Origin of the sequence: Streptomyces fuscichromogenes, from assembly GCF_014645815.1 — a bacterium.
Classification (GTDB): Bacteria; Actinomycetota; Actinomycetes; order Streptomycetales; family Streptomycetaceae; genus Streptomyces; species Streptomyces fuscichromogenes.
Map to the genome: position 1 here is coordinate 356,728 of NZ_BMML01000007.1, position 26,676 is coordinate 383,403.

Genomic DNA, 26,676 nt, shown 5'->3' on the forward strand with positions numbered 1-26,676 from the left:
CACCTAACAGACATGCGCTGCTGCCTCCCCGTCCCCCTCGGCGCACTCGCGGGCATCCCCGGTCCCTGCGAGACGCTGCGCTCCGCCTTCCTCCTCGCACCCGCTCTGCTCCGGTCCGCCCCCGTCCCCCGCCCCCGGCACCCCCGTTCCCTCTCCGCCGTCCACCTGGAACTGGTCACCCTCACCGAGGACCGCGCCGTCATCACCTGGCACACCGCCCTGCCCGGCACCGACGACGGAACCGGCCGGATGCTGCCCGCCGTCACCGAGGGCGAGGTGGTCTACGGCACCCACCCGGCCCGCCTGAACCGCACCGCCGGCGAGGACCGGCCCACCGCGTACCACCACGTGGAACTCACCGGCCTGGAGCCGGGCCAGACGTACTACTACCAGGCCCGTTCCCGGGGCGTGCCCGCCACCCCCACCGCGCTGCACCTGGTGCGCGGCAACGCGGTCGGCACCTCCCGCCACGGCCTGGACACCCCCGGCGGCCCCTACTCCTTCACCACCCCGCAGCCCCCGCCCGGCCGCCACCTGATCTCCCTGGCCCTCTGCAACGACCTGCACATCGGCGAGAGCGTAGCCGGTCTGGTGGCCGGGGTCCCCGTGCTGCGCGGCGTGGCCCAGCGGGCCGGACTGGCCCCCTACCCGGAGCTCATGAGCCGTGCCGTGGTGGCGGAGGCCCGCCGCCGCGGAGCCCGGCTGCTGCTGGCAGCCGGTGACATCTCCGCCGGCGGCGCACCGCGCGACCTGGCGGCGGCCAGAAGGATCCTGGACGGCTTCGGCACCCACCGACGGGACTACTTCGCCGTCCGGGGCAACCACGACCGCGGCGCGGGCGAGGACGACGCCTTCCACCGGGTGTTCGGTGGAGCCGACCGGCCCGGCTGGTTCGAGCACGACGTGGGTGGACTGCGGATCATCGGCCTCGACACCTATGACAAGCGCGGCAACGGCGCTGACGCGGGCGGCCTCGGCGCCGAGCAACTGTCCTGGTTCCGGCGCCGGTTGCGGGCCCACCGGGAACAGCCCACCGTCGTCTTCGGCCACCACCCGCTGACCGTCCGGGAGTCCCTCTTCCCGGTGAGTCCGGCGCAGCGCCTCGGCCGCCGCCAGGCCCGCGCGATTCTCCAGGCCTATGCCGCCGCCCCGGGTGTGTTCCTCCACCATGTGGGCCACACCCACCGCAACAAGCGCACCCATGTGCCCCTCGCTCCCCATGTGACTCTCCAGGAGGTCGGTGCGGCCAAGGAGTACCCCGGCGGGTTCCTCCTGCTGCGGATCCACAGCGGCGGCTACGCGCTCAACTTCTTCCGGGCGCGCGCCGCCGAGGCCCTGGAGTGGAACGAACGCAGCCGCCGGCAGGCCGGCGGGCTGTGGCCGTACCACGCGCTCGGCCGGACGGTCGCCGAGCGCAACAGCGTCACCGCCCGCGACCTGTCCGGCATCGGCCGGCTGGTGCCGGCGGATTCGCCCCAAGGGATGACGACGGTCCCGAACGCCCGCCCGGAGGTGGCCTGAGGAAGGCCACCTCCGTAGCGTGGGGACATGTCGACCCTGTGGGAACTCATGCAGGACTGCATCCCTGACGACCACGCTCGCCAGGTCACCTCCCGCTACTACCTCGACGAAGCCATGCGCTCGCCGCGGGCACCGGACCGGGTGGTCGACCTCGGCTGCGGCAGGGGCACCTCGGCCGAGCTCTTCCGCAAGCACGCCTCCGGCATCCGCTGGGTGGGAGTCGACATCCGTGATTCGCCGGAGGCCGCGCAGCGCACGCCCGGCGCCGACAGCGTGGTGTACTTCGACGGCGTCAACCTGCCGTTCCGCTCCGACGCCGTGCCGCTCGTCTACTCGCACCAGGTCTTCGAACACGTGGCCCGGCCCAGGGAACTGCTCGCGGAGGTGGGCCGGGTGCTGCGTCCGGGCGGCCTTTTCATCGGCAGCACCTCCCAGTTCGAGCCGTACCACTCCTTCAGCCTCTGGAACTACACGCCCTACGGATTCCGGGTACTGGTCGAGGAGGCCGGGCTCGCCCTGGAGGAGATCCGGCCCTCGCTCGACGGCGTCACCCTGATCATGCGCACTTACCACGGCGCCCGGAAGCAGGAGTACGGCCGCTTCTGGCGGACGGAGTCGCCGCTCAACACGGAGATCGACGCCTGGGCCCGCAAGAGCAGGCGGACCACGGCCCTGGTGAACCTCCGCAAGCTCACCTTCTGCGGTCAGTTCGCGTTCCGGGTGACCAAGCCGGACCCGCGCACCTGACATCCGGGCCGCGCCGAAATCCGTTGCGACACCGGGCCGCGGACCCCGAGGATCAGCGTCATGCCCACTTTCAGCGCAGCCGACGGAACCCGCCTCACCTACCACGTCAGAGGCGAGGGCGAACCGCTCGTCGTGCTGCCGGGCGGCCCCATGCGCGCCTCCGCCTACCTCGGGGACCTCGGCGGTCTGGCGGCCCGGCGCCGGCTGATCCTGCTCGACCTGCGCGGCACCGGTGACTCCGCGAAGCCCGTCGACCCGGCGTCGTACCGCTGCGACCGACAGGTCGACGACGTGGAGATATTGCGCGCCCACATAGGGCTCGACCATATGGACGTGCTGGCGCACTCGGCGGGTGCCAGCCTGGCGATCCTGTACGCGGCGGCCCATCCGCGGCGGGTACGGCGGCTCGCGCTGATCACCGGCAACCCCTCGGCCCTCGGCCTGCGGGCCACCCCCGAGGAGCGGTTGGCCGCGGCCCGGCTGCGGGTGGGGGAACCCTGGTTCGAGGAGGCGTTCCCCGCGCTGGAGGCGTGGCTGACCGGCGCCGGGGACTTCGACGAGGTCTTCATGCCCTTCTTCCACGGCCGCTGGGACGACGCCGCCCGGGCCCATGTCGCGGCCACCGAGGAACAGACCGACTTCGAGGCCGGCGACCGCTACTTCGCCGAGGGCGCCTTCACCCCGGACGCCACCCGGACCGCCCTGCGCGCCCTTGCCGCCCCTGTCCTGGTCTACGCCGGTGAGCTCGACGGCGGACCCAGCCCGGCCCTGGCCCGGCGGACCGCCGAGCTCTTCCCGCTCGCCGAGGTCGCCGTGCAGCCCGGCGCCGCTCACTACCCCTGGCTCGACGACCCCGAGTGGTTCGTCCGCCGTACCGCCGCCTTCCTGGACTCCTGAGCCGGACCGGGCGCCTGCGGTCCGAACGCCTTCAGGAAGCGGTCGCGGAACTTGTCCATCGCCCAGATCGGCGCGTCGGGGGCGGGTTTGAGACCCGGCGTCCAGTCCCAGCCGGCGACCCGCTCCAGGACCGCCGGATCGTGGGCCACGATCGTGACGGGGACGTCCCGGCGCGGGCTGCCGGCGACGACCTCCGGACGGGGCTGGTGGTCGCCGAGGAAGACCAGGACCGTGTCCCGGTGGGCGTAGCGCCGCATGAACCCGAACAGGCTGCGCAGCGAGTACTCGATCGAGGCCCGGTACTCGGCGCGCACGCGCTCGGTGTCCTTCCAGACCTCCGCCGGATCCTTGCCCGCCCGCTGGATCGGCCCGAAGACCGAGCCGTCACCGAGGCCCTTCCAGTCGATCATGCGGGGGAGGGGCGCCCAGGGCTGGTGACTGGAGGCCAGGATGATCTCCGCCATCAGCGGGCGCCGGTTCTTCCGCGCGTACTCCAGGCGGTCGAAGGCATCGAGGGTGAACTGGTCGGGGACGGGCGTCCAGCTGAAGTACGGGCCGTGGTAGCCGAGGTGCGTGGAGTCGTAGGAGCGGTCGAGGCCGAAGTACCGGGCCTCCGGCCAGGCCTTGCGGACGCCCGGGACGACACCGACCGTGCGCCACGCGCCGGTCCTGCGGAAGTACCGGTTGAGGGTCATCCGGTCGCCGGAGACCAGCTGGCGGTAGCGCTGCTGGTTGTCGATCCACAGCCCGGACAGCAGCGTGGCGTGGCACATCCAGCTGCCCGCCCCGAGCACCGGGGACCGCAGCCAGCCGCTGCGCGCCTCGAAACCGGCTGCCCCGAGGGAGGCCTCGCCCTCCTTGAGGACCGCCCCGACCGGCCCCGCCATCGCCGGGTCCTCGATCGCCGTACGGCCGTAGCTCTCGACGAACGTGAACAGCACGTCCTTGCCGCGCAGACCCGTCAGCAGCCGGTCCGGCGGAGTGCTCCGGAAGGCGTCGACGGCGGCCTCCGCCGCGAAGACCCGCTCGTCCGCCAGACCGGCGCGGACCGCCCGCACCCGGTCGTCCACCAACTGCGCGTCGAGCGTCGAGGCGACGGGCTCGCCGCCGGCCCGGAGGCCGAAGGTGGCACAGGTGACCCAGACGACGGCCAGCACCAGCGTGGTACGGCCGGCGGGCGGACGCCGGCGTGCCATCCGCTCGGCGAGCCGCACCAGGGCGAGGGCGGTCGCGGCCGGCACGGCCGCGGCCAGGAGCACGGCCCCGGCGATCGCGAGCACCTCACTGGTCCGGCCGAACGACTCCCGTACGTAGTCCGCCGCGTCGTCCAGCAGGACCCAGTCGAGCACCAGGTCGAACGGCCGTTGCAGCACCGAGTAGAAGCCCATGTCCAGGCACTTCACCAGCGTCAGCAGCCCGATCGCCGCGCCCGCCAGCACCGCGGTGACGCGCCGCGCCCGTCCGGGCAGCACCAGCAGCACGGCCACGAGCACGATCCCCTCGGCGGGGAGGCGCATGAACGCGGGCGGCGTGAGCAGGTCGAGCCGGTTCGGCAGCAGCAGCGTGGCCAGCAGCAGGACGGCGGAGCCGACGGTCGTGCCCACCCTGATGCCCCGGGCGGTGCGCGGGTGCCCGCGCCGCCGGCCCTCGTCGGGGCTCGGACCGGCCGGGGGAGCGGTCTCCGGCGGCCGGGCGGGCGTAGGGTGCGACACCGGCGGTCCTTCCACGCGGCAGTCGTGACACTGCGTGCATGATCGACGTCAGATCGTGCGCACAGAGTACGGCCCGCGAACCGCCTCGCGGCGGTGGCACACCCATGCGTTCTACCGGTCGGCGGCCGCCGCCACCTCCCGCGCCCACCGGTAGTCCGCCTTGCCGCTCGGCGACCGCTGGATGGCCTCGGCGATCACCAGCTGTCGGGGGACCTTGTAACCGGCCAGATGGGTACGGCAGTGGGTCTGGATGTCCGAGAGGGAGGGCGGCTCGGCACCGTCGCGCAGCTGCACCACGGCCGCCACATGACTGCCCCAGGTGGCGTCCGGCACCCCGGCGACGAGCGCGTCGTACACGTCCGGGTGCGACTTCAGCGCCTGTTCGACCTCCTCCGGGTACACCTTCTCGCCCCCGGTGTTGATGCACTGCGAGCCCCGGCCGAGCACGTTCACGACGCCGTCCTCGTCGACGGTCGCCATGTCGCCGAGCAGCACCCACCGCCGGCCGTCCTTCTCGAAGAACGTCTCGGCGGTTTTCACCGGGTCGTTGTAGTAGCCGAGCGGTACGTGTCCGCTCTGCGCTACCCGGCCGATCTCGCCCACCGCCACCGGTTCATGGGTGACCGGATCGACCACCTGAGTACGGGAGTTGACGCGGACGCGGAAGCCGCTGCCGGCCCCTGAGTCATTGGTCGCGGTGCCGTTGAAGCCGGACTCGGAGGACCCGAAGTTGTTCAGCAGCATGGCGTTCGGGACGAGTTCGCTGAACTGTCGGCGCACGGTCTCGGAGAGGATCGCTCCGGAGGAGGAGACGCTGAACATGGAGGAGCAGTCGGTGCCCTTCAACGGCCCGCGCAGAGCGTCGATCAGCGGGCGCAGCATCGCGTCGCCGACCAGCGACATGCTGCTGACCCTCTCCTTCTCGACGGTCCGCAGCACCTCCGCGGGCACGAACTTGCGGTGGATCACCACCCGTTGCCCGAAGTTGAAGCCGATGAGGGAGGTGAGGGTCGACGTGCCGTGCATCAGCGGGGGAGTGGGGAAGAAGGTGATCCCGGTCCCGCCCGCCGCCACCCGCTCGGCCAGCTCCTCCGGCCGCTTCACCGGCTCGCCGGTGGGTGCACCGCCGCCCAGTCCGGCGAAGAACAGGTCCTCCTGACGCCACATCACCCCCTTGGGCATCCCGGTGGTGCCGCCGGTGTAGATGATGAACAGGTCGTCCGCCGAGCGCGCGGGGAACCCCCGCCCGGGCGACCCGGCGTCCTCGGCCTCGGTGAAGGGCAGGGCCTTGAGTTCCGACGTCGGCTCGCCCACCCGCACCAGGTGCCGCAACTTCGGAGCCCTGGGCAGCGCCGCCGCCACCCGGTCGTCGAACTCCGCGTCGAAGACCAGCGCGACCAGGTCGGCGTCCCGGTAGAGGTACGCCAACTCTTCCTCGACGTAGCGGTAGTTGACGTTGACCGGCACGACCCGCGCCTTCATGCACCCGAAGACGGTCTGGAGGTACTCGATCCCGTTGTAGAGGTGCAGGCCGAGATGCTCGCCGGGGCGGATCCCGCTGTCGATCAGGTGATGGCCGATGCGGTTGGCGGCGGCGTCCAGCTCGGCGTAGGTCAACCGGCGTTCCGCGCCCGTGCCGGGGTGGTCGACGTACACGAGCGCCTCGCGGTCCGAGGCCACGTCGACGACCGACTCGAACAGATCGGCAAGGTTGTACTCCACCGCTCCTCCTGACCCCGGCGACCGTGACGAAGAAAGGCGCACCTGTCCGTTCGCCGGTCATCAGAGCAAAGGGCGCGGCAAGTGTGAAGGGTTCGCGCGAAGAAATCTGACTGTCTGTCAGAAAACCCTTGAAGTGCCTCCCGGCCTACTGCAACCTGTTCTCGTTCTTTCAGAGGGGAGACGGTCCATGGGTGGGACGGAACACCTCACCGTGCGGCGCGAGGGCGCCACACTGGTGCTCACGCTCAACAGGCCCGAGGCCAAGAACGCGCTCTCGATCTCCATGCTCGTCGGCCTGTACGACGGCTGGATCGAGGCCGACGAGGACGACGGCGTCCGCTCGATCGTGCTCACCGGGGCCGGCGGCGCCTTCTGCGCCGGGATGGACCTCAAGGCGCTGGCCGGACAGGGCATGGCGGGGGAGCACCTGCGTGACCGGCTGAAAGCCGACCCCGACCTGCACTGGAAGGCGATGCTCCGCCACCATCGCCCGCGCAAACCGGTGATCGCCGCCGTCGAGGGGTACTGCGTGGCAGGCGGCACGGAGATCCTCCAGGGCACCGACATCCGGGTGGCGGGCGAGTCCGCGACCTTCGGCCTCTTCGAGGTCCGGCGGGGGCTCTTCCCGATCGGTGGCTCCACCGTCCGGCTGCAACGCCAGATCCCGCGCACCCACGCCCTGGAGATGCTGCTCACCGGGCGGCCGTACAGCGCGCGGGAGGCCGCCGACATCGGGCTGGTCGGACATGTCGTTGCGGACGGCGGCGCGCTCGACAAGGCCCTGGAGATCGCCGAGCAGATCAACGCGTGCGGGCCGCTGGCGGTCGAGGCGGTCAAGGCGTCGGTGTACGAGTCCGCGGAGCTGACGGAGACCGACGGGCTCGCCGCCGAGCTGAAGCGGGGGTGGCCGATCTTCGACACGGCGGACGCGAAGGAAGGGGCTCGCGCTTTCGCGGAGAAGCGGGCGCCCGATTACAAGCGCGCGTGAGTTTCGAGGTGCGCTTGACGCTGCGGGCCGTGTGTGGCTGGTCGCGCAGTTCCCCGCGCCCCTCACGGGGCGCTGCACAGCGACCTTCTCAAGGAGGCAGCGCCGATGCCCGAAGTTCTCAAAGCCCCCCTCGTCGTCGAGTTTCCCTTCACCCGGTCCCTCGGGCCCGTCCAGAGTGCTTTTCTCACCGGGCTGCGCGAGCGCGTCGTCCTCGGGGTGAAGACCGGCGACGGCCGCACCCTCGTCCCGCCCGTCGAGTACGACCCCGTCACCGCCGAGGAGATCCGCGACCTGGTCGAGGTCGCCCCCACCGGGACCGTCACCACCTGGGCCTGGAACCACGAACCCCGCCGCGGCCAGCCCCTCGGCACCCCCTTCGCCTGGGTACTGGTCCGGCTCGACGGTGCCGACACCGCCCTGCTGCACGCCCTGGACGCCCCCGGCCCCGAGGCCGTGCACACCGGCATGCGGGTCCGGATCCGCTGGGCCGGGGAGCGCGTCGGCGCCATCACCGACATCGCCTGCTTCGAGCCGTACGACGGCGAGTCGGCCGAACCCGGCGGGCACGACGGCACGTTCGAGGACGCGGTGCACGGCATCGTCGCCCACGCCCGACTCGACTACACCTACTCGCCCGGCCGGGCCCAGACCGCCTACATCAACGCCCTGTCGTCCCAGCGGACGTTCGGCGAGCGCTGCCCCTCCTGCCGGAAGGTGTACGTCCCGCCGAGGGGTGCGTGCCCCACCTGTGGGGTGGCCACATCGGAACAGGTCGAGGTGGGTCCCGGGGGCACGGTCACCACCTTCTGCATCGTCAACATCAAGGCGAAGAACCTCGACATCGAGGTGCCGTACGTCTACGCCCACATCGCCCTCGACGGCGCCGGGCTCGCCCTGCACGGCCGGATCGGCGGCATCCCGTACGACCAGGTACGGATGGGGCTGCGGGTGGAGCCGGTGTGGAGCGAGGGCGCCCGCTACCCGGACCACTACCGGCCCACCGGCGAACCCGACGCGGACTACGACACGTACAAGGAGCTGCTGTGACGCGTGACATCGCACTGGTCGCCTTCGCGCAGACCGACCACCGCCGTACCAGCGAGGAGCTCTCCGAGGTCGAGATGCTCATGCCGGTCCTGCACGACGTGCTCGGACAGACCGGCCTGAGGACCGCCGACATCGGCTTCACCTGTTCCGGCTCCAGCGACTACCTGGCCGGCCGGGCCTTCTCCTTCACCCTCGCCCTCGACGGCGTCGGCGCCTGGCCGCCCATCTCCGAGTCGCACGTCGAGATGGACGGCGCCTGGGCCCTGTACGAGGCCTGGACCAAGCTGCTCACCGGGGACGCGGACACCGCGCTCGTCTACTCGTACGGCAAGTCCTCGCCCGGCTCGGTGCGGGACGTGCTGACCCGGCAGCTCGACCCCTACTACGTGGCTCCCCTGTGGCCCGACTCCGTCGCCCTCGCCGCCCTCCAGGCCCAGGCCCTCGTCGACGCGGGGGAGACCGACGAGCCCGCACTGGCCGCCGTCGGCGCCCGCAGCAGGGCGGACGCGGCGGCGGCCAACCCCCATGCGCAGCTCCGGGGTCCGGTACCGCAGGGGGACTACCTGGTACGGCCGCTGCGCACCGGCGACTGCCCGCCGATCGGCGACGGCGCCGCCGCCGTGATCCTCGCGGCCGGGGAGCGGGCCCGGGAGCTGTGCGAGCGGCCCGCCTGGATCCGGGGCATCGACCACCGCATCGAGGCGCACGGCCTGGGCGTCCGCGACCTGACCGACTCGCCGTCCGCGCGGCTCGCCGCCGAGCGGGCCGGCGCCTTCGAACGGCCCGTGGACACCGCGGAGTTGCATGCGCCGTTCAGCTCGCAGGAGGTCGTGCTGCGCAAGGCGCTGCGACTCGGCGACGACGTGCGCGTGAACCCCTCCGGCGGCGCCCTCGCCGCCAACCCGATCATGGCCGCCGGACTGATCCGCATCGGCGAGGCCGCCGCCCGCATCCACCGCGGCGAGTCCGACCGTGCCCTCGCCCACGCCACCTCCGGCCCCTGCCTGCAGCAGAACCTGGTCGCCGTACTCGAAGGGGATCCGCGATGAGCAAGGAGCCCGTGGCCGTCGTAGGGATCGGCCAGACCAAGCACGTGGCGGCCCGGCGGGACGTGTCGATCGCCGGGCTGGTCCGCGAGGCCGCGCGACGCGCCCTCGACGACGCCGAGCTGGAGTGGGCCGACGTCGACGCCGTCGTCATCGGCAAGGCGCCCGACTTCTTCGAGGGCGTGATGATGCCGGAGCTGTACCTGGCGGACGCGCTGGGGGCGGTGGGCAAACCCATGTTGCGGGTCCACACGGCGGGCTCGGTGGGCGGCTCGACCGCGCTCGTCGCGGCCAACCTCGTCGCCGCCCGTGTCCACTCCACGGTGCTGACCCTCGCCTTCGAAAAGCAGTCCGAGTCCAACGCCATGTGGGGGCTGTCGCTGCCGATCCCCTTCCAGCAGCCGCTGCTGGCGGGCGCGGGCGGTTTCTTCGCACCCCATGTGCGGGCCTACATGCGACGCAGCGGTGCCCCCGACACCGTCGGCTCGCTGGTCGCCTACAAGGACCGGCGCAACGCGCTCAAGAACCCCTACGCCCACCTCCACGAGCACGACATCACCCTGGAGAAGGTCCAGGCGTCCCCCATGCTGTGGGACCCCATCCGCTACTCGGAGACCTGCCCCTCCTCCGACGGCGCCTGCGCCATGGTCCTCACCGACCGCGCCGGAGCCGCCCGCTGCGCGAAGCCGCCGGCCTGGATGCTCGGCGGCGCCATGCGCAGCGAGCCCACCCTCTTCGCCGGCAAGGACGCGGTGTCGCCGCAGGCCGGGAAGGACTGCGCCGCCGACGTCTACCGCCAGGCGGGCATCGCCGACCCGCGCCGCGACATCGACGCCGTCGAGATGTACGTGCCGTTCTCCTGGTACGAGCCCATGTGGCTGGAGAACCTCGGTTTCGCCGAGGAGGGCGGGGGCTGGAAACTCACCGAATCGGGTGTCACCGAACTCGACGGTGACCTTCCCGTCAACATGTCGGGCGGTGTTCTCTCCACCAATCCGATCGGCGCCTCCGGGATGATCCGGTTCGCCGAAGCCGCCCTCCAGGTGCGCGGCCAGGCCGGAGAACACCAGGTGGACGGCGCCCGGAAGGTGCTCGGCCACGCCTACGGCGGCGGTTCCCAGTTCTTCTCCATGTGGCTCGTCGGCGCGACCGCCCCCGACAACTGAAAGGACCCGTTCACGTGGCCTGTTGAGGGCCGGAACCGAAAGCTAGGCTGGCCGCGGACGACGAATTCGGGAGGAGCACGGACGTGGCCGAGAGCACCATCCAGCAGCAGCCGGTACGGGGCTGGGACAAGCCGGAGCTGGACCTCAGCGAGGCCGATTGGCAGTCCAGCAGCCGAGGCCTGGGGGATGTCCAGATCGCCTTTGTCGAGGGATTCATCGCGATGCGCAACAGCGGCAGCCCGCAGAGCCCTTCCCTGATCTTCACCCCCGCCGAGTGGGGTGCCTTCGTGTCGGGGGCCCGGGAGGGCGAGTTCGACCTGACCTGAGCGTCTCCCCCGGACTCCGCGACACAGAGGGTGAGCCGGGGGGTGTTCCGCAAGGATTTCCGGACACGTGACCGGCAGCGCCTTTCCGGGGCCACCGCCTGAGACAGGCTGGCCCCGGAAAGGGAAGGTCGCATTCCGGAGGTGAGGAACGATGAGCAGTGCGCCGGTCATCGTCGCGGCGGACGGTTCGGACGACAGCCTGCGCGCCCTGGACTGGGCCGTACGGGCGGCCCGGCAACGGGACGCTCCGCTGCGGGTGGTGCACGTACGCCAGTACGCCGCCTGGGGGCAGCCGGACGTCCTGGTCGCCGGCGAGCCGGAAGCGGCGGGCGACCCCGTGCTCGACGAGGTACGGGACCGGCTGCGCACCGGTGCCGCAGGCGCAGGGCCGCCCGTCGAGTACGTCGCCCTGGAAGGCGCCCCCGGCGCGCTGCTGCCCGAACTGGGCGCCGACGCCCAGCTGCTGGTGCTCGGCTCCCGGGGCCGCGGCGGCTTCGTCGGCCTGCTGCTCGGCTCCACCGGGATGGCCGCCGCCCGCGACGCCGCGTGCCCGTTGGTGGTGGTACCCCGGCCGGGCCGCGAGGTGCACGAGAAAGTGCCCGCCGAGCCCGGTCCCCGGGTCGTCGTCGGCCTGGACGTGGACCGTCCCGACCAGGCCACCCTCGCCTTCGCCGTCGCGGAGGCCGCCCGGCACGGCGCCCGGCTCCAGGTGATCGCCGCCTACCCGTGGCCGGTGCGGAGCTGGGCCGCGGCCGGGGAACCCCTCCCGCCCGCCGTCGGCCAGGACGAGATCGAACAGGAGACCCGGACCCTCGCCGAAGGCTTTCTCGCCCCGCACCTCAAGGACCGCGCGAACCTGCGCGCCGACATCCTCGCGCTGCCCGGCGACGCGGCCGGCCTGCTGGTGTCCGCCTCCAAGGACGCCACCCTGGTCGTCGTCGGCCGCCACCGCAGGCGGCTGCTCGCCCCGGCCCGGATGGTCGGCTCGGTCACCCAGGCCGTCCTGCTGCACGCGGCCGCACCGGTCGCGGTGGTGCCGCCGTCGCCACCCCGGGAGTGATGTCAAGCCCCTTCGGTCAGTTACCGTCAGTAGGGAGCGGATCACCGTCGTCAGGCGTACGCTGAGCTGCCTGCAAGCCACGGTGCGCGTTCGCCCCCCGCGTTCGCGTCCCGCCGTGGCGGGGGGTGGTCATGGGACAGCGGGTCCTGCGGAGCCGACGGACGCTCTACGAGCGTGACAGCGAACTCGCCGCCGTCGACGAGGCGTTGGCCGAGCTCGCCGGCCTGGGCACGGAGGGTGCGGCCCCGGCCGACCGGCCGCTCGGCGCACTTCTCGCGTTCGCCGGCCGGGCCGGCATAGGCAAGACCACCCTGCTCGCCGAGGTCCGCCGCCGCGCCGCCGCCCAGGGCTGCACGGTGCTCTCCGCGCGCGGCGGCGAGCAGGAACAGCGGGTCGCCTTCCACGTGGCCCGCCAGCTCCTGCAACCCCGCCTCGCCGGCGCGCCGGAGGCCGAACTCCGCGCTTCGCTGGGGAGTTGGTACGACATCGTGGGCCCCGCCCTCGGCCTGTGCGCCCCCACCGAGGGCGCCCCGCCCGACCAGCAGGGCCTGCGCGACGGCCTCGACTGGGTGCTCACCCACCTCGCGGTGCGCCGGGCCCCGATGGTCCTCGTCCTCGACGACGCCCACTGGGCCGACCCCGAATCCCTCGGCTGGCTCGCCGCGTTCGCACCGCGCGCCGAGCAACTCCCGCTGCTCGTCGTCGTCGCCTACCGGCCCGACGAACTCCCCGAGCACGCCGACGCGTTCCGCGGCCTGCCCGGCCGGGCAGGCGGGCGCCCGCACGGCCTCGAACCGCTCAGCGCCGGTGCCGTCGCCGACCTGGTCCGCGAGAGCCTCGGCGCCGACGCCGACGACGCCTTCTGCCACGAGTGCTGGGCCGTCACCGCCGGCAACCCCTTCGAGGCCGTCGAACTGACCGCCAAGGTCCACGACCGGGGCCTGGACCCCACCGAGGACGGCGCGCCCCTGCTGCGCGACCTCGCCGCCGCCGTCAAGGGCAGCGGACTGATCGCCCGGCTGGAGCGCCTCGGCCCCTCCGCCGTCCGGTTCGCCTGGGCCTGCGCGGTCCTCGGCACCGAGATCCGTCCGGAGCTCGCCGCCGCCGTCGCCGGCCTCGGCCACGAGGAGGCCGCCGACGCCGCCGACGCCCTGCGCGGCGGCCGGATCCTCACCGGCGCCGAGACCCTGGAGTTCGTCCACCCGCTGATCGCCACCGCCGTCTACCGGGCCATCCCGCCCGCCACCCGGGTCGCCCTGCACGGCCAGGCCGCCTGGTGCGTGACCGACGACGGCCAGGGCGCCACCGCCGCCGCCCGCCACCTCCTGGAGACCCACCCCGAGGGCGACACCTGGGTCGTCCGGCAACTGCGCGCCGCCGCCGGTGAGACCCTCCGGGCCGGCGCCCCGGACACCGCCCGCGGCTACCTCGCCCGCGCCCTGCGCGAACCCCCGCCCGCCAAGGAGCGCGCCGCGGTCCTCTACGAACTGGGCAGCGCCTCGCTGCTCACCGAACCGGCCACCACCGTCAACCACCTGCGCGCGGCCCTCCAGGAGCCCATCGCCGAACCCGCGCTGCGCCAGCACATCGTCTACCGCCTCTCCCAGGTCCTCGCCCACAGCGACCGCCTCGCCGAGGCGTCCGAGACCCTCGCCCGCGAGATCCGGATGACCGGCGACGCCCGGGTACGGCTGCGCATGTGCTCCGAACAGTTCATGTGGGACGCCTTCCGCGCCGACGAGCCCGACCATCCCTCGCGCTCCCGCCGCCTGGCCCGGCTCGCCGACCGCCTCCGCGGCCGCGATCTCACCGAGCGGTACGTCATCGGACTGCGCACCTGGGACGCGATCCAGCGCGGCGAACCCGCCGACGTCGCCCTCCAGCACGCCGAACGCGCCCTGGCCGGCGGTCTCGGCTGGGCCGAGGCGGACCGCGGGTTCGAGGTCCCCGTCCTCGTCGCCCTCGCCTTCATGTACGCCGACCGGCCCGACCGCACGGAGGAGCTCTTCGCCGCCGGGATCGCCGACTACGAACGCCAGGGCTGGCGGGGCGCCCACCTCTCCTTCGCCTACACCCTCCTCGGCTACGTCCGCTACCGGCGCGGCCGGCTGGTCGAGGCCGAGGACCTCGCCCGCTCCGGCCTGCGTCTGGCCGAACGGGTGGGTCCCGGCACCCCGGCCCACTGGTACGCCCTCGGCACCCTGATCCAGACCCTCCTGGCCCGCGGCCGCACCGACGAGGCCACCCGGCTGGCCGAGGACCACGCCTTCCAGGAACCCTTCCCGGCGGCCGTGGTCTTCCCCGACGCCCAGACGGTCCACGGCGAACTGCTCCTCGCCCGCGGCCTGGTCAAGGACGCGGCGGCCGAGCTCGCCGCGGCCGGCCGGCGCCTCGAACCACGCGGCATCCGCAACCCCTCGTGGTGCCCCTGGCAGCTCCACCTGGCCCGCGCCGAAGCCCACGACACCCCCGAACGCGCCCGTGCCACGGCCCTGGACGCGGTGACCCGAGCCCGCCGTTTCGGCGCCCCGTCGGCGATCGGCCAGGCCCTGCGCACGGCGGCGGAGGTCTCGACGGGGGAGGCCCGCCTGGCGTACCTGCGCGAGGCGGTGGCCTACCTGGACCGCTCCCCGGCGGCCTACGAACTGGCCTGCGCACTGGTCGCCCTGGGCACGGAGGACCGCGATACCGCCCACCTGCGCAGGGGCCTGGAAATCGCCGGACAGTGCGGAGCGGACGCCTTGGCGGAGACAGCCCGAACCGAACTGGCGACAACGGAAGGGGCGGCCCTGTAGGAGCCGGAGGGGGCTTTGCAGCGGGCGCCGGCGCCGACTCCCAGGGGCGCGGGGAACTGCGCGACAAGCCACGACGGCGCCGCACCTGCCGAACGGCTGCCACCCACCACGGCGAACCCCACCGCCCGGCACGGCACCGCCGAACACCACCGCCGTGGCTGAGCACCGTCGCGGCGGATCAAGAGTGCCGGCGGAACAGGAGGGGCGGCGGAACAGGAGGGGCGGCGGAACAGGAGGGGCGGCGGAACGGGAGGGGCGGCGGAACGGGAGAGCCGGCGGAACAGGAGCGGCGGCGGAACAGGCGAGCCAGCCGAGCATGAGCGGGCTGCGGAACTGGCATGGGCGGTAGAACCGGCGTGCCGTGAGGTGGTCGCCGACCCGCACCCCGAACTGGTCCTCGCCCCGCCACCCGGGCCCCGTACCATGGACCGCATGTCGTTCCTCCGTCGCCGCAGCGCCACTCCCGCCGGCCCCGACTTCGACGTTCTGGCCATGGACCCGGGTGACTGGCCCGGCAACCTCGGTGCCGGGCTGCTGCCCGCCCCCGACGGCACCTGCCAGGGCGTCTTCCTGCGCTACGACCTCTTCGGCGGTCGCGGCCCCGCGATGATCATCGGCAACCTCCCCGAGGGATCTCCGGCTCGCGAGGTGGAGGAGGACGAGATCCCCTTCGAGGTCGGCCAGCTCCTCCTCGCCCTGGAGAACGAGGAGGACGTCACCGTCGTCGGCACCGAGGACATGCCGGTGCTCCAGGGTGACAACCTGCTGATCGTGCGCCGCCTCAAGCTCTCCGAGAGCCGGATCTCCTGCGTTCAGTTCGACCGCAGCGACGGGGTCCTGGTGACCATCGCGGCATGGGACCGTCCCATCACCGACGACCTGTACGCCCTGCTGAAACCGCTCCCGGCGGAACTGTTCCAGCAGGGCTGAGGCCGGCCGCCCGGCGTCGGCTACTTCCCGTGACCGTGGCCGCCGTGGTGCCGTCCGGCCTTCGCCGCCGGCACCGCGTCCACGTCGGCCGCCCGGACGAACTCGACCCGGTGGCCGTACTGGATCTCGTAGTACAGGTCCTTGCCGACCACGACCCGGTGCGAGTCGGTGCTGAAGGTGACGGCGTAGTAGTACTCGCCCGGCACCTCGTCACCGACCACGTACTGCTGTCCCGCCGGGATCGTGTACGGCAGCGGGGAGACCGACTGGGCGGGCACCCCCGCGGGGTACGCGGACGCCTCCGGATAGGCGCGGCCGTACACCGGGATGCTGGTCCGGCCCGCCTTCGGCGTGATCACCAGCCCGGTCGCGGCGACCGCCGTCGGCGCGCTCGGCGGGTTCTTGAACCAGGCCTTCTGGCCGAGGTACCAGATCGCCGTCCAGTCGCCCCATACGTCCGCCACCGCGTACTGCTGTCCGGTCGCGGCCCGTGAGGAGAGGTCGTTGACGTCGGTCGTCGGCGTCGTACCGAGGCCGATGTCCTTGATCAGGGCCGAGCTCTCGTCATGGTCGGAGTACAGCCGTACCGCGCTGGAACCGTGCGCGGCGCAGGGCTGGCCCTTGGTGACGCAGCCGGTGTACGTCGGCTGGTTCGTGGCGTAGTCCGGCAGGATCGTCACCGCACCGCCCGTCACCACCCGGTGCTTCTTGCCCGCCTTCTGCTTGAAGGGGTGGTCAAGGAGCTCGAAGTAGTGCCGCCAGTCCCAGTAGGGGCCCGGGTCCGTGTGCATCCCGGGGATCGTGGACGTGGTGGGGCCGGGCACGGTGTCGTGGCCCAGGATGTGCTGCCGGTCCAGCGGGATGCCGTACTGCTCGGAGAGGTACTTCACCAGCCGGGCCGAGGAGCGGTACATCGCCTCCGTGTACCAGGCGTCCGGCGAGGCGAGGAAGCCCTCGTGCTCGATGCCGATCGACTTGGCGTTGATGTACCAGTTGCCCGCGTGCCAGGCCACGTCCTTGGCCTTGACGTGCTGGGCGATCAGACCGTCGGTGGAGCGGATGGTGTAGTTCCAGGACACATAGGTGGGGTCCTGGACCAGGTTGAGGGTGGTGTCCCAGGAGCCCTCGGTGTCATGGATGACGATGTACTTGATGCTCTGCGAGACCGGCCGGTCGGAGAGGTCGTGGTTGCCGTAGTCGTTGTCCCCGAACTGCGCGTAGGGCGCCGGGATCCACTCGCACGACACCGTTGTCGGGCACTCCGTCTCGCCGTCCGCCGCCACCGTGCGCAGCCCGGTCAGCTTCAGCTGCGCGGTGTCGGCCCGCAGACCCGGCTGGGCGGCGAGGGCGACGAACTGTCCCGTGTCGGTGGTGCGCTCCTCGCCCGTGTGGAGGACGTCGAAGACGTCGTCGGCGTAGGCCGACGCGGTCGCCGTGTCGTCGGCGCCGGAGAAGCGGGCGACCGCGCCGTACCACTGCGCCGGATCGGCGGAGAGCGGCTGGTGCAGGTCGCGCTGGGCGGCCGCGAGCAGGGCGGCGCCGCCGGCCACGTTGGCCGCCGCGTCGGTGCGCAGGTCGGCGGCCGGGATCCCGGTCAGCGCGGCGGCCTTCACCAGGGTCTTGAGACGGGCCGGAAGCGCGGAGTTCTGCGGGACCCGCACACCGGGGTGCAGGGCGGGCCGGGCGCTGTCGCCGCGGGCGTCCTCGGTGCCGTCGGCGAAGTGCTCGGTGGCCGTCGCCAGTGCGGTGTGCGCGTCGGTGAGGTGCATCGGGCCGTAGCCGCCGGTCACGCTGGGCGCGCCGCCGTGCGTGTCCCAGCGGGACTGGAGGTAGGAGACGGCGAGCAGCACGCTCTGCGGCACGTGGTACTCGGTGGCGGCGGACGCGAACGCCCGCTGGAGCAGTCCGGCGGAGGGCTCGCCGGTGCTCGGGGGTGGTGCCGCGCCCAGCAGCGGCAGCAGCAGGGCCGCGGCGGCGACGGCTCCGGCCGTCCGGCGCGTGCGTCTGCCGCTGTGCGGGGGTGTGGGCTCGGTGACGGATCCTCGCAATGCTGCCTCCTGGGGCGATGGGGCGCGACGGGGCGTGCGGGGCTGAGCGTGGCTCAGTGGTATCGGCTTGCCGACGATCCGTCAATCATGCCCAGAGAGGCAGGAATTCCTATGTCATACGATGATCGTGGGAGTTTCGCGGCGGTGGTCCACAGGCCTGCGGGGCGTCGGTGGCGTACACCAGTGGGCGTCCCCGACCCGTCCGGAGACACCCCCGGACATGCGGGGATCCGCGGTGCGTGGTTGCCCTGAGCGCACCGCGGATCCTTGCCCGTCAGCGAGTGCCGACCGCCGCGCGCACGGCCCGGCGGGCCAGCTGGCAGTCGTCGTGCAGCCGCCGGAGCAGCAGCCGCTGTTCCTCGCCGGTCGGCGCGGCGCCCGGGTGGGCCGTGCCCGGTGCCGCCGGGGTCGCGTCGTGCATCGAACGCTGCACCGCGGTCTCGTAGGTCCGGATCTCCCGGGTGAGGACCAGCATCAGGTTCACCAGGAAGGCGTCCCTGGACGCGGGCCCGCCCGACTGGGCGATCTGGCTGATCTGACGGCGCGCCACCGGGGCGTCGCCGAGGACCGACCAGAGGGTGGCCAGGTCGTACCCCGGCAGATACCAGCCCGCGTGCTCCCAGTCCACCAGCACTGGACCGGCCGGGGACAGCAGGATGTTCGAGAGCAGCGCGTCGCCGTGACAGAACTGGCCCATCCCCTGGCGCCCCGCCGCGACCGCGATGCCGTGCAGCAGCTTCTGGAGGTCACCCATGTCCCGGTCGGTGAGCAGTCCCAGCTCGTGGTACCGGGCGATCCGGGCCGGGTAGTCCACCGGGGCGTCGAAGGTGCCCGCCGGGGGCCGCCACGCGTTCAGCCGGCAGATCGCGCCCAGCGCGGCCCGGATGTCCGCCCGGGGCGGGGCCTCCGCCGGGTGGCGCTGGACCGCCGCCACCCGGCCGGGCATCCGCTCGATCACCAGCGTGCAGTTGTCCGGGTCCGCCGCGATCAGCCTCGGCACCCGGATCGGCGGCCGGTGCCGGACGAACGAGCGGTATGCGGCTATTTCGTGACGGCTCCGCTCCGCCCAGGCGGGGGAGTGGTCCAGGAGACACTTCGCCACGGCCGTGCTGCGCCCCGTCGTCCCGACGAGGATCACGGACCGCCCGGAGCGGCGCAGTACCTGCACCGGAGCGAACTCCGGGCAGATCCGGTGCACCGAGGCGATCGCGGTGCGCAGTTGCGCGCCCTGGGGGCCGGACAGGTCGAGTCTCCCGCTGAGGGGCTGGGTGCCGAGACCCGCGGCGCGCCGTTGCCGGCCCACCACCGGTACCGCGGCCCCCGGACGCGCGGGGTCGAGATACGGTCCACCGCCCGCCGGGCGGGGGCGCAGCGACCGGGGCGGAGCGGACACGGAGGACGATGCTGCGTACATGGGCGATACAGATCCCTTCGTGTACCTGCGGTGCCTGCCTGAGAAGTCCTGTGAGGGGCTCTCGCGCCCAACCCGTCCCGGCCGCCCGGGAACACCCTGGGGAGTGTGCCCGTCGAGTGGCGGTCGGGTCGGGGTGGCGCTTTCCTACCTGACACCCGTGGCCCAGTGGCACACCATCTGGCGCACCCTGGCGAACCGTGGCGAATAGTCGCCCGGCAACCGTCACGGGTCTACTGTCAACTCAGCCGAGAACCTGGGGGCTTGACGTGACCGGAGAACCCAACACCCGCCTCTCGGACCTGTTCGGCCTGGCCGGCTGGTCCAAGGGTGAACTCGCGAGGCTGGTCAACCGGCAGGCGGCGGCCATGGGCCACCCCCAGCTGGCGACCGACACCTCCCGGGTGCGGCGGTGGATCGACACGGGAGAGATCCCGCGCGATCCGGTACCGCGGGTGCTGGCGGCTCTGTTCACCGAGCGTCTCGGCCGTGTCGTGACCATCGAGGACCTCGGTCTGGTACGGCACGGGCGTACGGGAAAACGGCCGGACGACGGGAACGTGGAACATCCCGACGGCATGCCGTGGGCGCCCGAACGAACCGCCGCGGTCCTCACCGAATTCACGGGAATGGACCTCATGCTCAACCGACGCGGCTTGGTGGGCGCGGGTGCCGCGCTCACCGCGGGATCCGTACTCAGCAGTGCCATGTACGACTGGCTGCACACCGACCCCACCCTCAGGGCCGACGCCCCCGTCCTCGACGATCCTCTGCACGCCGACCCCGCCGGGTTCGACCGCTACGAGGCCGCCCCCATCGGGTACGAGGAGATCGAGGAGCTGGAGCGCTCCGTCGAGGTGTTCCGCGCCTGGGACGCCGCCCGCGGCGGCGGGCTCCAGCGCAAGGCCGTGGTGGGACAGCTCAACGAGGTGGGCGGCATGCTCGCCTACCGCCACCCCGAGCATCTCCAGCGGCGCCTGTGGGGCGTCGCCGCCAACCTCGCCGTCCTCGCGGGCTGGATGTCGCACGACGTCGGCCTGGAGCCCACGGCCCAGAAGTACTTCGTCATCGCCGCCCACGCGGCCCGTGAGGGCGGCGACCGGCCGCGTGCCGGGGAGGCGCTCTCCAGAGCGGCTCGCCAGATGGTGCACCTCGGCCGGCCCGACGACGCGCTCGACCTGATGAAGCTCGCCAAGTCCGGCTCGGGCGACGAGGTGCTGCCGCGGACCCGGGCGATGCTCCACACCATCGAGGCCTGGGCACAGGCGTCGATGGGCAAGGGCCAGGCGATGCGCCGCACCCTCGGCCAGGCGGAGGACCTCTTCGTCTCCGACCGGGGCGACGTGCCGCCGCCGAGCTGGATGCAGATGTTCAAGGAAGAGGACCTGTACGGCATGCAGGCCCTCGCCTACCGCACGCTGGCCGAGCACGACCCGGCCGCGGCCGCGCACGCCCAGCACTACGCGGAGAAGGCCCTGGCTCTGCGGATCGACGGCCGGCAGCGGTCGAAGATCTTCGACTTCCTGTCCATGGCCTCCGCCTGCTTCATCGCGGACGACCCCGAACAGGCGGACCGCTACGCGCGGCTGGCCCTGATGTCGATGGGATCGAACTCCTCCCACCGCACCTGGGACCGACTGCGCCAGATGTACCGGCTCACCGCCGAGTACGCCGGCTACCCGAAGATCCAGGAACTGCGGGAGGAGATCAAGCTGGCCCTGCCCAGGGCCAGGAGCAAGGGAAGCGGCAACAGCGCACAGGCGTAGGGAGCCGGTGCGCTCGACACGAGCCGGACCGGGCTCCTATCCACTCACACCTCTACTCACTCACACCTCTACTCGCTCACCTTGGCGACGAGCACGCAGGCCTTGTCCTCGCGCTCGCTCTCGCCGAACTCCTCGACCACGGCCCTGACACACTCCTGGGCGGTGCGCGCCGCCCCGAACCGGGGGGCCAGGCCGAGGAGAGCGTCCAGGGAGTCCGTTCCGCTGTGCCCGGGCACCACGCCGTCGGTGTGCAGCAGGAGCAGATCGCCCGGTTCCAGGGTCACTTCGGCCTGCCCGTAACCGGCTCCCGAGGTGACACCGAGCAGCACGCCGTCCGGCGCGCTGAGCGCACACCCCGTCCCGCCGCGGAACAGCAGCGGGGCGGGGTGTCCTGCCTGTGCCCAGGTCAGGGTGCGGGTGGCGGGCCGGTAGCGGCAGCAGACGGCGCTGCCCAGCGCGGGTTGCACGGTGGCGTCGAGTAACTGGTTGAGCAGGGTCATGAGTTGTCCCGGCTGAGTGCCGGCCATGGCCATCCCGCGTACGGCGCCGAGCAGCATCGTCATGCCCGAGGCGACGGCCACGCCGTGCCCGGTGAGATCGCCGACGCTCAGCAGGGTGTCGCCGTCGGACAGTTCCAGCGCGTCGTACCAGTCGCCGCCGAGCAGTGCGCCGGCCCCGGACGGCAGGCAGTGGGCGGCGACGTCGAGCGTGCCCGGCCCCCGGCGCGGCAGCCGCAGGGCACCGTGCGCCGGCGGCAGTACGGCCTCCTGGAGTTCGACGGCGATCCGCTGTTCGGTCTCGGCCCGGCGGTGGTGCCGCTGCATGGTGTCCCGGGTCTCGCGCACCGTCCGCTGGCTGCGCCGCAGTTCGCTGACGTCCCGCAGCACGGCCCACATCGAGGCGGTGCTGCCGTCGCCGTCGAGCACCGGCTCGCCCATCATGTGCACGGTGCGCACGTTTCCGTCGGGCCGCAGGACCCGGAACTCGCCGTCGATCGGCTTGGCGTCGATCAGGCAGTCGGTGACCATCGCGGTGAGCCGGGGCCGGTCGTCGTCCAGCACCAGGGCGGGCAGTTCGTCGAGGGTGAGCGCGGGCACGGCCGGGTCACGGCCGAGGATCCGGTAGAGCTCGCCGGACCAACTGGCCTCGTCCGTAAGGAGGTTCCACTCCGCGCTGCCGACCCGGCTGAGCAGCGAGCCGGAGGCGGGCGAGGAGCGGCGGACGGGTGCCGTCTCCACACCGGCCGACAGCGGTGCCGGGCCGTCCCGCAGCTGGGCCAAGTGCTCGTCCAGGTCGTCGAGCTGATGGAGCGCCAGGTCGTACAGGGCTCGCTGCCACCGTTCCTCGGGGTCCGAACCCGCACTCCGGGTGTCCCGTCGTACCGCGTCCACGTCCCCCTTGAGCCGCCGCGTCTGCGATATCAACGCCTCGACCGAGCCACGCCCGGGCGGCTGGGCGGCGGGGCGGTCCGCGGAGACATGGGACGGCATGACGCACTCCGATGCGGGGACTGTACGGCCAGGGCGGACGGTGGGACCGGTTACGACTGTTGCACAGCCTGCGACGCCCTGTAAGGGATTTGGCAACACACGATACGGTGGTGCTTCTGGCATGTGCCAGAGTCTTCATGGGCTGGTCGACCGCTATGAAAGGCGTACGCGATCGACTCTCGAAGTCGTAGCCGGACTACGTGACTTGGCGGATTCCGGAGGGTTTCCGCGTCGCGCTCGGGCGGTTGTTCGACGCCTCTGTGTTCACAGTGTCGCGGTCTCGGCCAACCACGGCAACTCTGTCTGGATTTCGCGTCATGCGAGGGGCCCTCCCGGAGTCCTACAGGCATGGACATCACTTTCGAGCAACCCGCCCGAGCCCGGCTGATCACCGCCGAGGACGAGGAGGTCCCGGTGCCCGCCACGCTCCGGTACACCTCCGGTGATCCGCTGGCCGTCTTCGTCGACTTCCCGGCCGAGGTCACCCTCGGCGGCGAGGAGGTCACCTGGACCTTCGCCCGCTCGCTCCTCGACCAGGGGATCACCGCCCCGGCCGGGCACGGGGACGTGCACATCTGGCCCTGCGGCCCCGGGCGTACGGCCGTGGAGTTCCACTCGCCGCACGGCCTCGCCCTGCTCCAGTTCGACACCCAGGCGCTGTTCCGGTTCCTGCTGCGCACCCACGAGGTGGTGGCCCCGGGGCAGGAGGACGTCGAGGCGGTCGTGGAACGGGGTCTGAGCACGCTGTTCGGAGGAGTGTGAGGCTCCAGGGTCCGCTGCCGACCCGCCCTTCGAATTCTGTTCACCCCCGCCTCACCGATCCGGTCCGATCCCTGCCGACCGCCCCGTGCACCCTTGCGCGCGGTGTGCCGCACGGGCGCACCGGTGACGAGGACGGGGCGTATGACACCGATCAGCCGAAGAGGCTTCGTGGGACTGGGCGCTTCCGTGGCGGCGGGCATGACGGTGGGCGTCGCCGGCCCACGGACCGCGGCCGTGGCCGCGGACGCGGCCCGGTCCACGGCGACCGGCACGATCTCGGACGTCGGGCATGTGGTGATCCTCATGCAGGAGAACCGCAGCTTCGACCACTACTTCGGACGGCTCAAGGGCGTCCGCGGCTTCGCGGACCGCAGCGGCATCACCCTGAACGGCGGCCATCCGGTCTTCGAGCAGCCGAACGGCACCGCCCGTCAGTACCCGTGGAAGCTCAGTGCCACCCCGGACGCGGGCGGTAAGGACGGCGAGACGCTCGCCCAGTGCAGCGGCGACCTGCCGCACTCCTGGGCCTCCCAGCACTCCGCCTGGAACAAGGGCCGCCTCGACAACTGGGTGGCGGGCGTCGGCAATGTGCGGTCCCTCGGCTACCTGGACCGCTCCGACATCCCCTTCCACTACGCGCTCGCCGACAACTACACGATCTGCGACGCCTACTTCTGCTCGACCCTCAGCGCCACCGGCCCCAACCGCACCTACCTGTGGAGCGGCAAGGTCGACCCCGCCAGCTACGACGGCGGCGACGAGTCCGGCCTGACCTGGCAGAACTACGCCGAGGCCCTGCAGAACGCCGGAGTGACCTGGAAGGTCTACCAGAACGCCCAGGACAACTACGGCGACAACGGCTGCGCCTACTTCAGGAACTTCGCGAACGCCGCGGCGGGCACCCCGCTGCACGACCGGGGCATGTCCTCCGTCCCGGCGGTGACCGGCTCCACCCCCGACGACATCGCCGCCGCTATCAAGGCCGACGTGGTCGCGGGCACTCTCCCGCAGGTCTCCTGGGTGGTCGCGAACCAGGCCTCTTCCGAGCACCCCTACGCCCCGCCCGGCGACGGCGCGCACTTCGTCAACCTGGTCTACCAGGCCCTCGCCGCCGACCAGGACGTCTTCGACGCCACCGTCCTGTTCCTCAACTACGACGAGAACGACGGCTACTTCGACCACGTCCCGCCCCCGGCCCCGCCCGCCGGCACGGCCGGCGAGTTCCTGAACGGCGTGCCGTACGGCTTCGGCTTCCGGGTCCCGATGATCGTCATCTCGCCCTGGACCCGCGGTGGCTGGGTCTCCTCGGAGGTCTTCGAGCACACCTCGGTGCTGCGTTTCCTGGAGACCTGGACCGCCGCCCTGGGCAAGCCCGCCGCCTGCCCCAACATCAGCGACTGGCGGCGCCAGGTCAGCGGCGACCTGACCGGCGTCTTCGACTTCGCCGCCCCGGTCCACGGCGCCGTCCCGCTGCCCGCGACCGGCGTCATCGGCTACTCCACCTGCGGCCCGCTGCCCAACCCGGTGCCCACCACCAACGCCCTGCCCGCCCAGGAGCCCGGCACCCGCCCGGCCCGCGCACTGCCCTACCAGCCCAACGGCTACCTGGACCGCCTGGAGTTCGGGACCGCCGGCAAGATCCTCGCCTGGTTCACCATGGCCAACCAGGGCACCCCGGCCACCCGGGCGGCGCACTTCTCCATCCACCCGAACGCCTACCGGGACACCACGCCCTGGCAGTACACGGTGGCCGCGGGCGACACCGCCGCCGACTCCTTCAACATCGGTACGGGATACGGCGCCGGCAAGTACGACCTGACCATGGCCGGCCCCAATCGCTTCCTGCGCCGCTTCCAGGGCGACGCCACCAAGGCCGGCAAGTCGGCCGAGGTGAGCACGCGGTACGCCGTGGAGCCCGGCACCGGCAGGCTCGCCGTCTGGTTCAGGATGACCAACTCGGGTTCCTCACCGGTGAAGTTCACCATCACCTCGAACAACTACCGCACCGACGGCCCCTGGACGTACCCGGTCGCGGCGGGTGCCTCGGCCGAGGACTACTTCAACGCCGTCGCGTACCAGAGCGGCTGGTACGACTTCACGGTCACGGTGGACTCCGACGCGACCTGGTCGCGCCGGTTCACCGGCCACCTGGAGACGGGCGCCGCGAGCGTCAGCGGCTGAGATCCGCGTACAGGTCCGGGCGCGGGGCGAGTCCGACGGTCGTACGGCCGCCGGCCTCCAGCGCCCGGACCCCGGCCTCGGCGACCACGGAGGAGGCGTAGCCGTCCCAGGCGCTCGGCCCGGTGACCCGGCCCTGCCGGGTGGCGTCCACCCAGGCCTGCACCTCGCGGTCGTAGGCGTCGGCGAACCGCACCAGATAGTCCTGGGCCACCTCCTCGCGGGCACCGCCGGCCGAGGTGACGAGCATGGTGTGGTCCTCGCCGATCCGGGCGCTGCCCTGCTCGCAGACGGCCTCGCAGCGCACCTGGTAGCCGAAGCCGCAGTTGACGAAGACCTCGACGTCGACGAGCGCACCCCCGTCGGTCTCGAAGAGCACCAGCTGCGGGTCGAGCAGTCCCTCGGGGGCGCCCGAGGAGGGCCGCGGCCGCAGCACGGTCACCGCGGTCAGCTCCTGGCCGAGCAGCCAGCGGGCCGCGTCGATCTCGTGCGACACCGAGCTGTCGATCAGCATGGCGCTGGTGAAGCCGGGCGGCGAGGACACGTTGCGGTGGACGCAGTGCAGCATCAGCGGGCGGCCCAGACGGCCGCCGTCCAGCAGGGACTTCAGCCGCCGGTACTCGGTGTCGTAGCGGCGCATGAACCCGATCTGGGCCAGCCTGCGCCCGAGCCCGGCCTCGGCCTCCACCACCCGCAGCGCACCGGTGGAGTCCGGCACCATGGGCTTCTCGCACAGCACCGGGAGCCCGCGCCCGAAGGCCGCGAGCAGCGGCTCCTCGTGCGCCGGACCGGGGGAGGCGATCAGTACGGCGTCGACACCCGGCGCGGCCAGGGCGGCCAGCGGATCCGCGTGCACGGTGACGTCGTCCAGTCCGGCCGCCGCCTCCTTGGCGCGGTCGAGGTCGGGATCGGCGACCGCGGCCACCCGCGCACCGCTCACCACCTGGTCGAGTCTGCGTATGTGGTCGGCTCCCATGTGTCCGGCACCCAGTACCGCGACGCCCAGCAACTCAGCCACGCCCACACACTCCCTCTCGGCCGACGATCACGTTCCAGAGCCTACG

20 protein-coding genes are annotated in these 26,676 nt (G+C 72.4%); 14 read left to right on the top strand and 6 right to left on the bottom strand.

The window, feature by feature from the left end; genetic code table 11:
* The first annotated feature begins 12 nt into the window (after positions 1-12).
* Genes IEZ11_RS18010 through IEZ11_RS18020 form a run of 3 tightly spaced genes read left to right on the top strand, consistent with a single transcriptional unit; the run spans position 13 to position 3,165 of the window.
* Positions 13-1,521 carry a purple acid phosphatase family protein gene (locus IEZ11_RS18010; protein ID WP_189263781.1) on the top strand — a complete coding sequence of 503 codons (1,509 nt, stop codon included), beginning with the start codon at positions 13-15 and terminating at the stop codon, positions 1,519-1,521.
* A 27-nt stretch (positions 1,522-1,548) separates the two neighbouring features.
* On the top strand, positions 1,549-2,268 hold the full coding sequence (locus IEZ11_RS18015; protein ID WP_189263782.1) for a class I SAM-dependent methyltransferase: 720 nt from the start codon (positions 1,549-1,551) through the stop codon (positions 2,266-2,268).
* A gap of 60 nt (positions 2,269-2,328) precedes the next feature.
* Positions 2,329-3,165: an alpha/beta fold hydrolase gene (locus IEZ11_RS18020; protein ID WP_189263783.1), complete on the top strand. Its 837-nt coding sequence runs from the start codon at positions 2,329-2,331 to the stop codon at positions 3,163-3,165.
* Here the strand turns inward: IEZ11_RS18020 and IEZ11_RS18025 are convergent.
* Positions 3,102-4,682, bottom strand: coding sequence for an alkaline phosphatase family protein (locus IEZ11_RS18025; RefSeq protein ID WP_229713147.1), 1,581 nt, complete (start codon positions 4,680-4,682; stop codon positions 3,102-3,104). The two genes, IEZ11_RS18020 and IEZ11_RS18025, sit on opposite strands and share 64 nt — an antisense overlap.
* Before the next feature lie 306 nt (positions 4,683-4,988).
* Positions 4,989-6,599, bottom strand: coding sequence for an acyl-CoA synthetase (locus IEZ11_RS18030; RefSeq protein WP_189263785.1), 1,611 nt, complete (start codon positions 6,597-6,599; stop codon positions 4,989-4,991).
* A 187-nt stretch (positions 6,600-6,786) separates the two neighbouring features.
* Between IEZ11_RS18030 and IEZ11_RS18035 the strand changes: the two genes are divergently transcribed.
* From IEZ11_RS18035 to IEZ11_RS18070, 8 genes are all read left to right on the top strand, one after another.
* The gene (locus tag IEZ11_RS18035; RefSeq protein ID WP_189263786.1) at positions 6,787-7,587 is read left to right on the top strand and encodes a crotonase/enoyl-CoA hydratase family protein; all 801 of its coding nucleotides are present in this window, start codon (positions 6,787-6,789) and stop codon (positions 7,585-7,587) included.
* A 105-nt stretch (positions 7,588-7,692) separates the two neighbouring features.
* Complete coding sequence (locus IEZ11_RS18040) at positions 7,693-8,634, top strand: Zn-ribbon domain-containing OB-fold protein (protein WP_189263787.1); 942 nt, start codon at positions 7,693-7,695, stop codon at positions 8,632-8,634.
* The gene (locus IEZ11_RS18045) at positions 8,631-9,683 is read left to right on the top strand and encodes a thiolase family protein (protein WP_189263788.1); all 1,053 of its coding nucleotides are present in this window, start codon (positions 8,631-8,633) and stop codon (positions 9,681-9,683) included. The genes IEZ11_RS18040 and IEZ11_RS18045 overlap by 4 nt, the downstream gene beginning before the upstream one ends.
* Entirely contained in the window at positions 9,680-10,846 is a 1,167-nt protein-coding gene (locus IEZ11_RS18050) for a thiolase family protein (protein ID WP_189263789.1), read from the top strand. The genes IEZ11_RS18045 and IEZ11_RS18050 overlap by 4 nt, the downstream gene beginning before the upstream one ends.
* Before the next feature lie 83 nt (positions 10,847-10,929).
* Complete coding sequence (locus IEZ11_RS18055) at positions 10,930-11,172, top strand: DUF397 domain-containing protein (RefSeq protein ID WP_189263790.1); 243 nt, start codon at positions 10,930-10,932, stop codon at positions 11,170-11,172.
* Between the two features lie 151 nt (positions 11,173-11,323).
* Entirely contained in the window at positions 11,324-12,232 is a 909-nt protein-coding gene (locus IEZ11_RS18060) for a universal stress protein (protein WP_189263791.1), read from the top strand.
* A 131-nt stretch (positions 12,233-12,363) separates the two neighbouring features.
* Complete coding sequence (locus tag IEZ11_RS18065; RefSeq protein ID WP_189263792.1) at positions 12,364-15,027, top strand: ATP-binding protein; 2,664 nt, start codon at positions 12,364-12,366, stop codon at positions 15,025-15,027.
* Positions 15,028-15,459: 432 nt separating this feature from the next.
* On the top strand, positions 15,460-15,957 hold the full coding sequence (locus tag IEZ11_RS18070) for a hypothetical protein (protein WP_189263793.1): 498 nt from the start codon (positions 15,460-15,462) through the stop codon (positions 15,955-15,957).
* 20 nt (positions 15,958-15,977) lie between these two features.
* Here the strand turns inward: IEZ11_RS18070 and IEZ11_RS18075 are convergent, their stop codons facing one another.
* Entirely contained in the window at positions 15,978-18,005 is a 2,028-nt protein-coding gene (locus IEZ11_RS18075; protein ID WP_189263794.1) for an N-acetylmuramoyl-L-alanine amidase, read from the bottom strand.
* A 274-nt stretch (positions 18,006-18,279) separates the two neighbouring features.
* Entirely contained in the window at positions 18,280-19,419 is a 1,140-nt protein-coding gene (locus tag IEZ11_RS18080) for an aminoglycoside phosphotransferase family protein (RefSeq protein WP_189263795.1), read from the bottom strand.
* A 266-nt stretch (positions 19,420-19,685) separates the two neighbouring features.
* Here IEZ11_RS18080 and IEZ11_RS18085 point away from each other — a divergent pair, with 266 nt between their 5' ends.
* A complete protein-coding gene (locus IEZ11_RS18085) occupies positions 19,686-21,182 on the top strand; it encodes a DNA-binding protein NsdB (RefSeq protein WP_189263796.1) in 1,497 nt (498 codons plus the stop codon).
* A gap of 68 nt (positions 21,183-21,250) precedes the next feature.
* Here the strand turns inward: IEZ11_RS18085 and IEZ11_RS18090 are convergent, their stop codons facing one another.
* Positions 21,251-22,672 carry a PP2C family protein-serine/threonine phosphatase gene (locus tag IEZ11_RS18090; protein WP_189263797.1) on the bottom strand — a complete coding sequence of 474 codons (1,422 nt, stop codon included), beginning with the start codon at positions 22,670-22,672 and terminating at the stop codon, positions 21,251-21,253.
* Positions 22,673-23,020: 348 nt separating this feature from the next.
* On the opposite strand from IEZ11_RS18090, the gene IEZ11_RS18095 reads away from it, so the two are divergent.
* Positions 23,021-23,434, top strand: coding sequence for an SsgA family sporulation/cell division regulator (locus tag IEZ11_RS18095; RefSeq protein ID WP_189263798.1), 414 nt, complete (start codon positions 23,021-23,023; stop codon positions 23,432-23,434).
* A gap of 141 nt (positions 23,435-23,575) precedes the next feature.
* Positions 23,576-25,615, top strand: a complete 2,040-nt coding sequence (locus tag IEZ11_RS18100; RefSeq protein WP_189263799.1) for a phosphocholine-specific phospholipase C — start codon at positions 23,576-23,578, stop codon at positions 25,613-25,615.
* Here IEZ11_RS18100 and IEZ11_RS18105 read toward each other — a convergent pair.
* Complete coding sequence (locus tag IEZ11_RS18105) at positions 25,605-26,630, bottom strand: Gfo/Idh/MocA family protein (protein ID WP_189263800.1); 1,026 nt, start codon at positions 26,628-26,630, stop codon at positions 25,605-25,607. The genes IEZ11_RS18100 and IEZ11_RS18105 overlap by 11 nt on opposite strands.
* Positions 26,631-26,676: the final 46 nt, after the last annotated feature.

What these genes read in the sequence shown, in the direction of transcription:
- IEZ11_RS18010 (WP_189263781.1), top strand. Translation starts at nt 13, where the DNA reads ATGCGCTGCTGCCTCCCCGTCCCCCTCGGCGCACTCGCGGGCATCCCC.
- IEZ11_RS18015 (WP_189263782.1), top strand. Translation starts at nt 1,549, where the DNA reads ATGTCGACCCTGTGGGAACTCATGCAGGACTGCATCCCTGACGACCAC.
- IEZ11_RS18020 (WP_189263783.1), top strand. Translation starts at nt 2,329, where the DNA reads ATGCCCACTTTCAGCGCAGCCGACGGAACCCGCCTCACCTACCACGTC.
- IEZ11_RS18025 (WP_229713147.1), bottom strand. Translation starts at nt 4,682, where the DNA reads ATGCGCCTCCCCGCCGAGGGGATCGTGCTCGTGGCCGTGCTGCTGGTG.
- IEZ11_RS18035 (WP_189263786.1), top strand. Translation starts at nt 6,787, where the DNA reads ATGGGTGGGACGGAACACCTCACCGTGCGGCGCGAGGGCGCCACACTG.
- IEZ11_RS18040 (WP_189263787.1), top strand. Translation starts at nt 7,693, where the DNA reads ATGCCCGAAGTTCTCAAAGCCCCCCTCGTCGTCGAGTTTCCCTTCACC.
- IEZ11_RS18050 (WP_189263789.1), top strand. Translation starts at nt 9,680, where the DNA reads ATGAGCAAGGAGCCCGTGGCCGTCGTAGGGATCGGCCAGACCAAGCAC.
- IEZ11_RS18060 (WP_189263791.1), top strand. Translation starts at nt 11,324, where the DNA reads ATGAGCAGTGCGCCGGTCATCGTCGCGGCGGACGGTTCGGACGACAGC.
- IEZ11_RS18065 (WP_189263792.1), top strand. Translation starts at nt 12,364, where the DNA reads ATGGGACAGCGGGTCCTGCGGAGCCGACGGACGCTCTACGAGCGTGAC.
- IEZ11_RS18070 (WP_189263793.1), top strand. Translation starts at nt 15,460, where the DNA reads ATGTCGTTCCTCCGTCGCCGCAGCGCCACTCCCGCCGGCCCCGACTTC.
- IEZ11_RS18080 (WP_189263795.1), bottom strand. Translation starts at nt 19,419, where the DNA reads ATGTACGCAGCATCGTCCTCCGTGTCCGCTCCGCCCCGGTCGCTGCGC.
- IEZ11_RS18090 (WP_189263797.1), bottom strand. Translation starts at nt 22,672, where the DNA reads ATGCCGTCCCATGTCTCCGCGGACCGCCCCGCCGCCCAGCCGCCCGGG.
- IEZ11_RS18095 (WP_189263798.1), top strand. Translation starts at nt 23,021, where the DNA reads ATGGACATCACTTTCGAGCAACCCGCCCGAGCCCGGCTGATCACCGCC.
- IEZ11_RS18100 (WP_189263799.1), top strand. Translation starts at nt 23,576, where the DNA reads ATGACACCGATCAGCCGAAGAGGCTTCGTGGGACTGGGCGCTTCCGTG.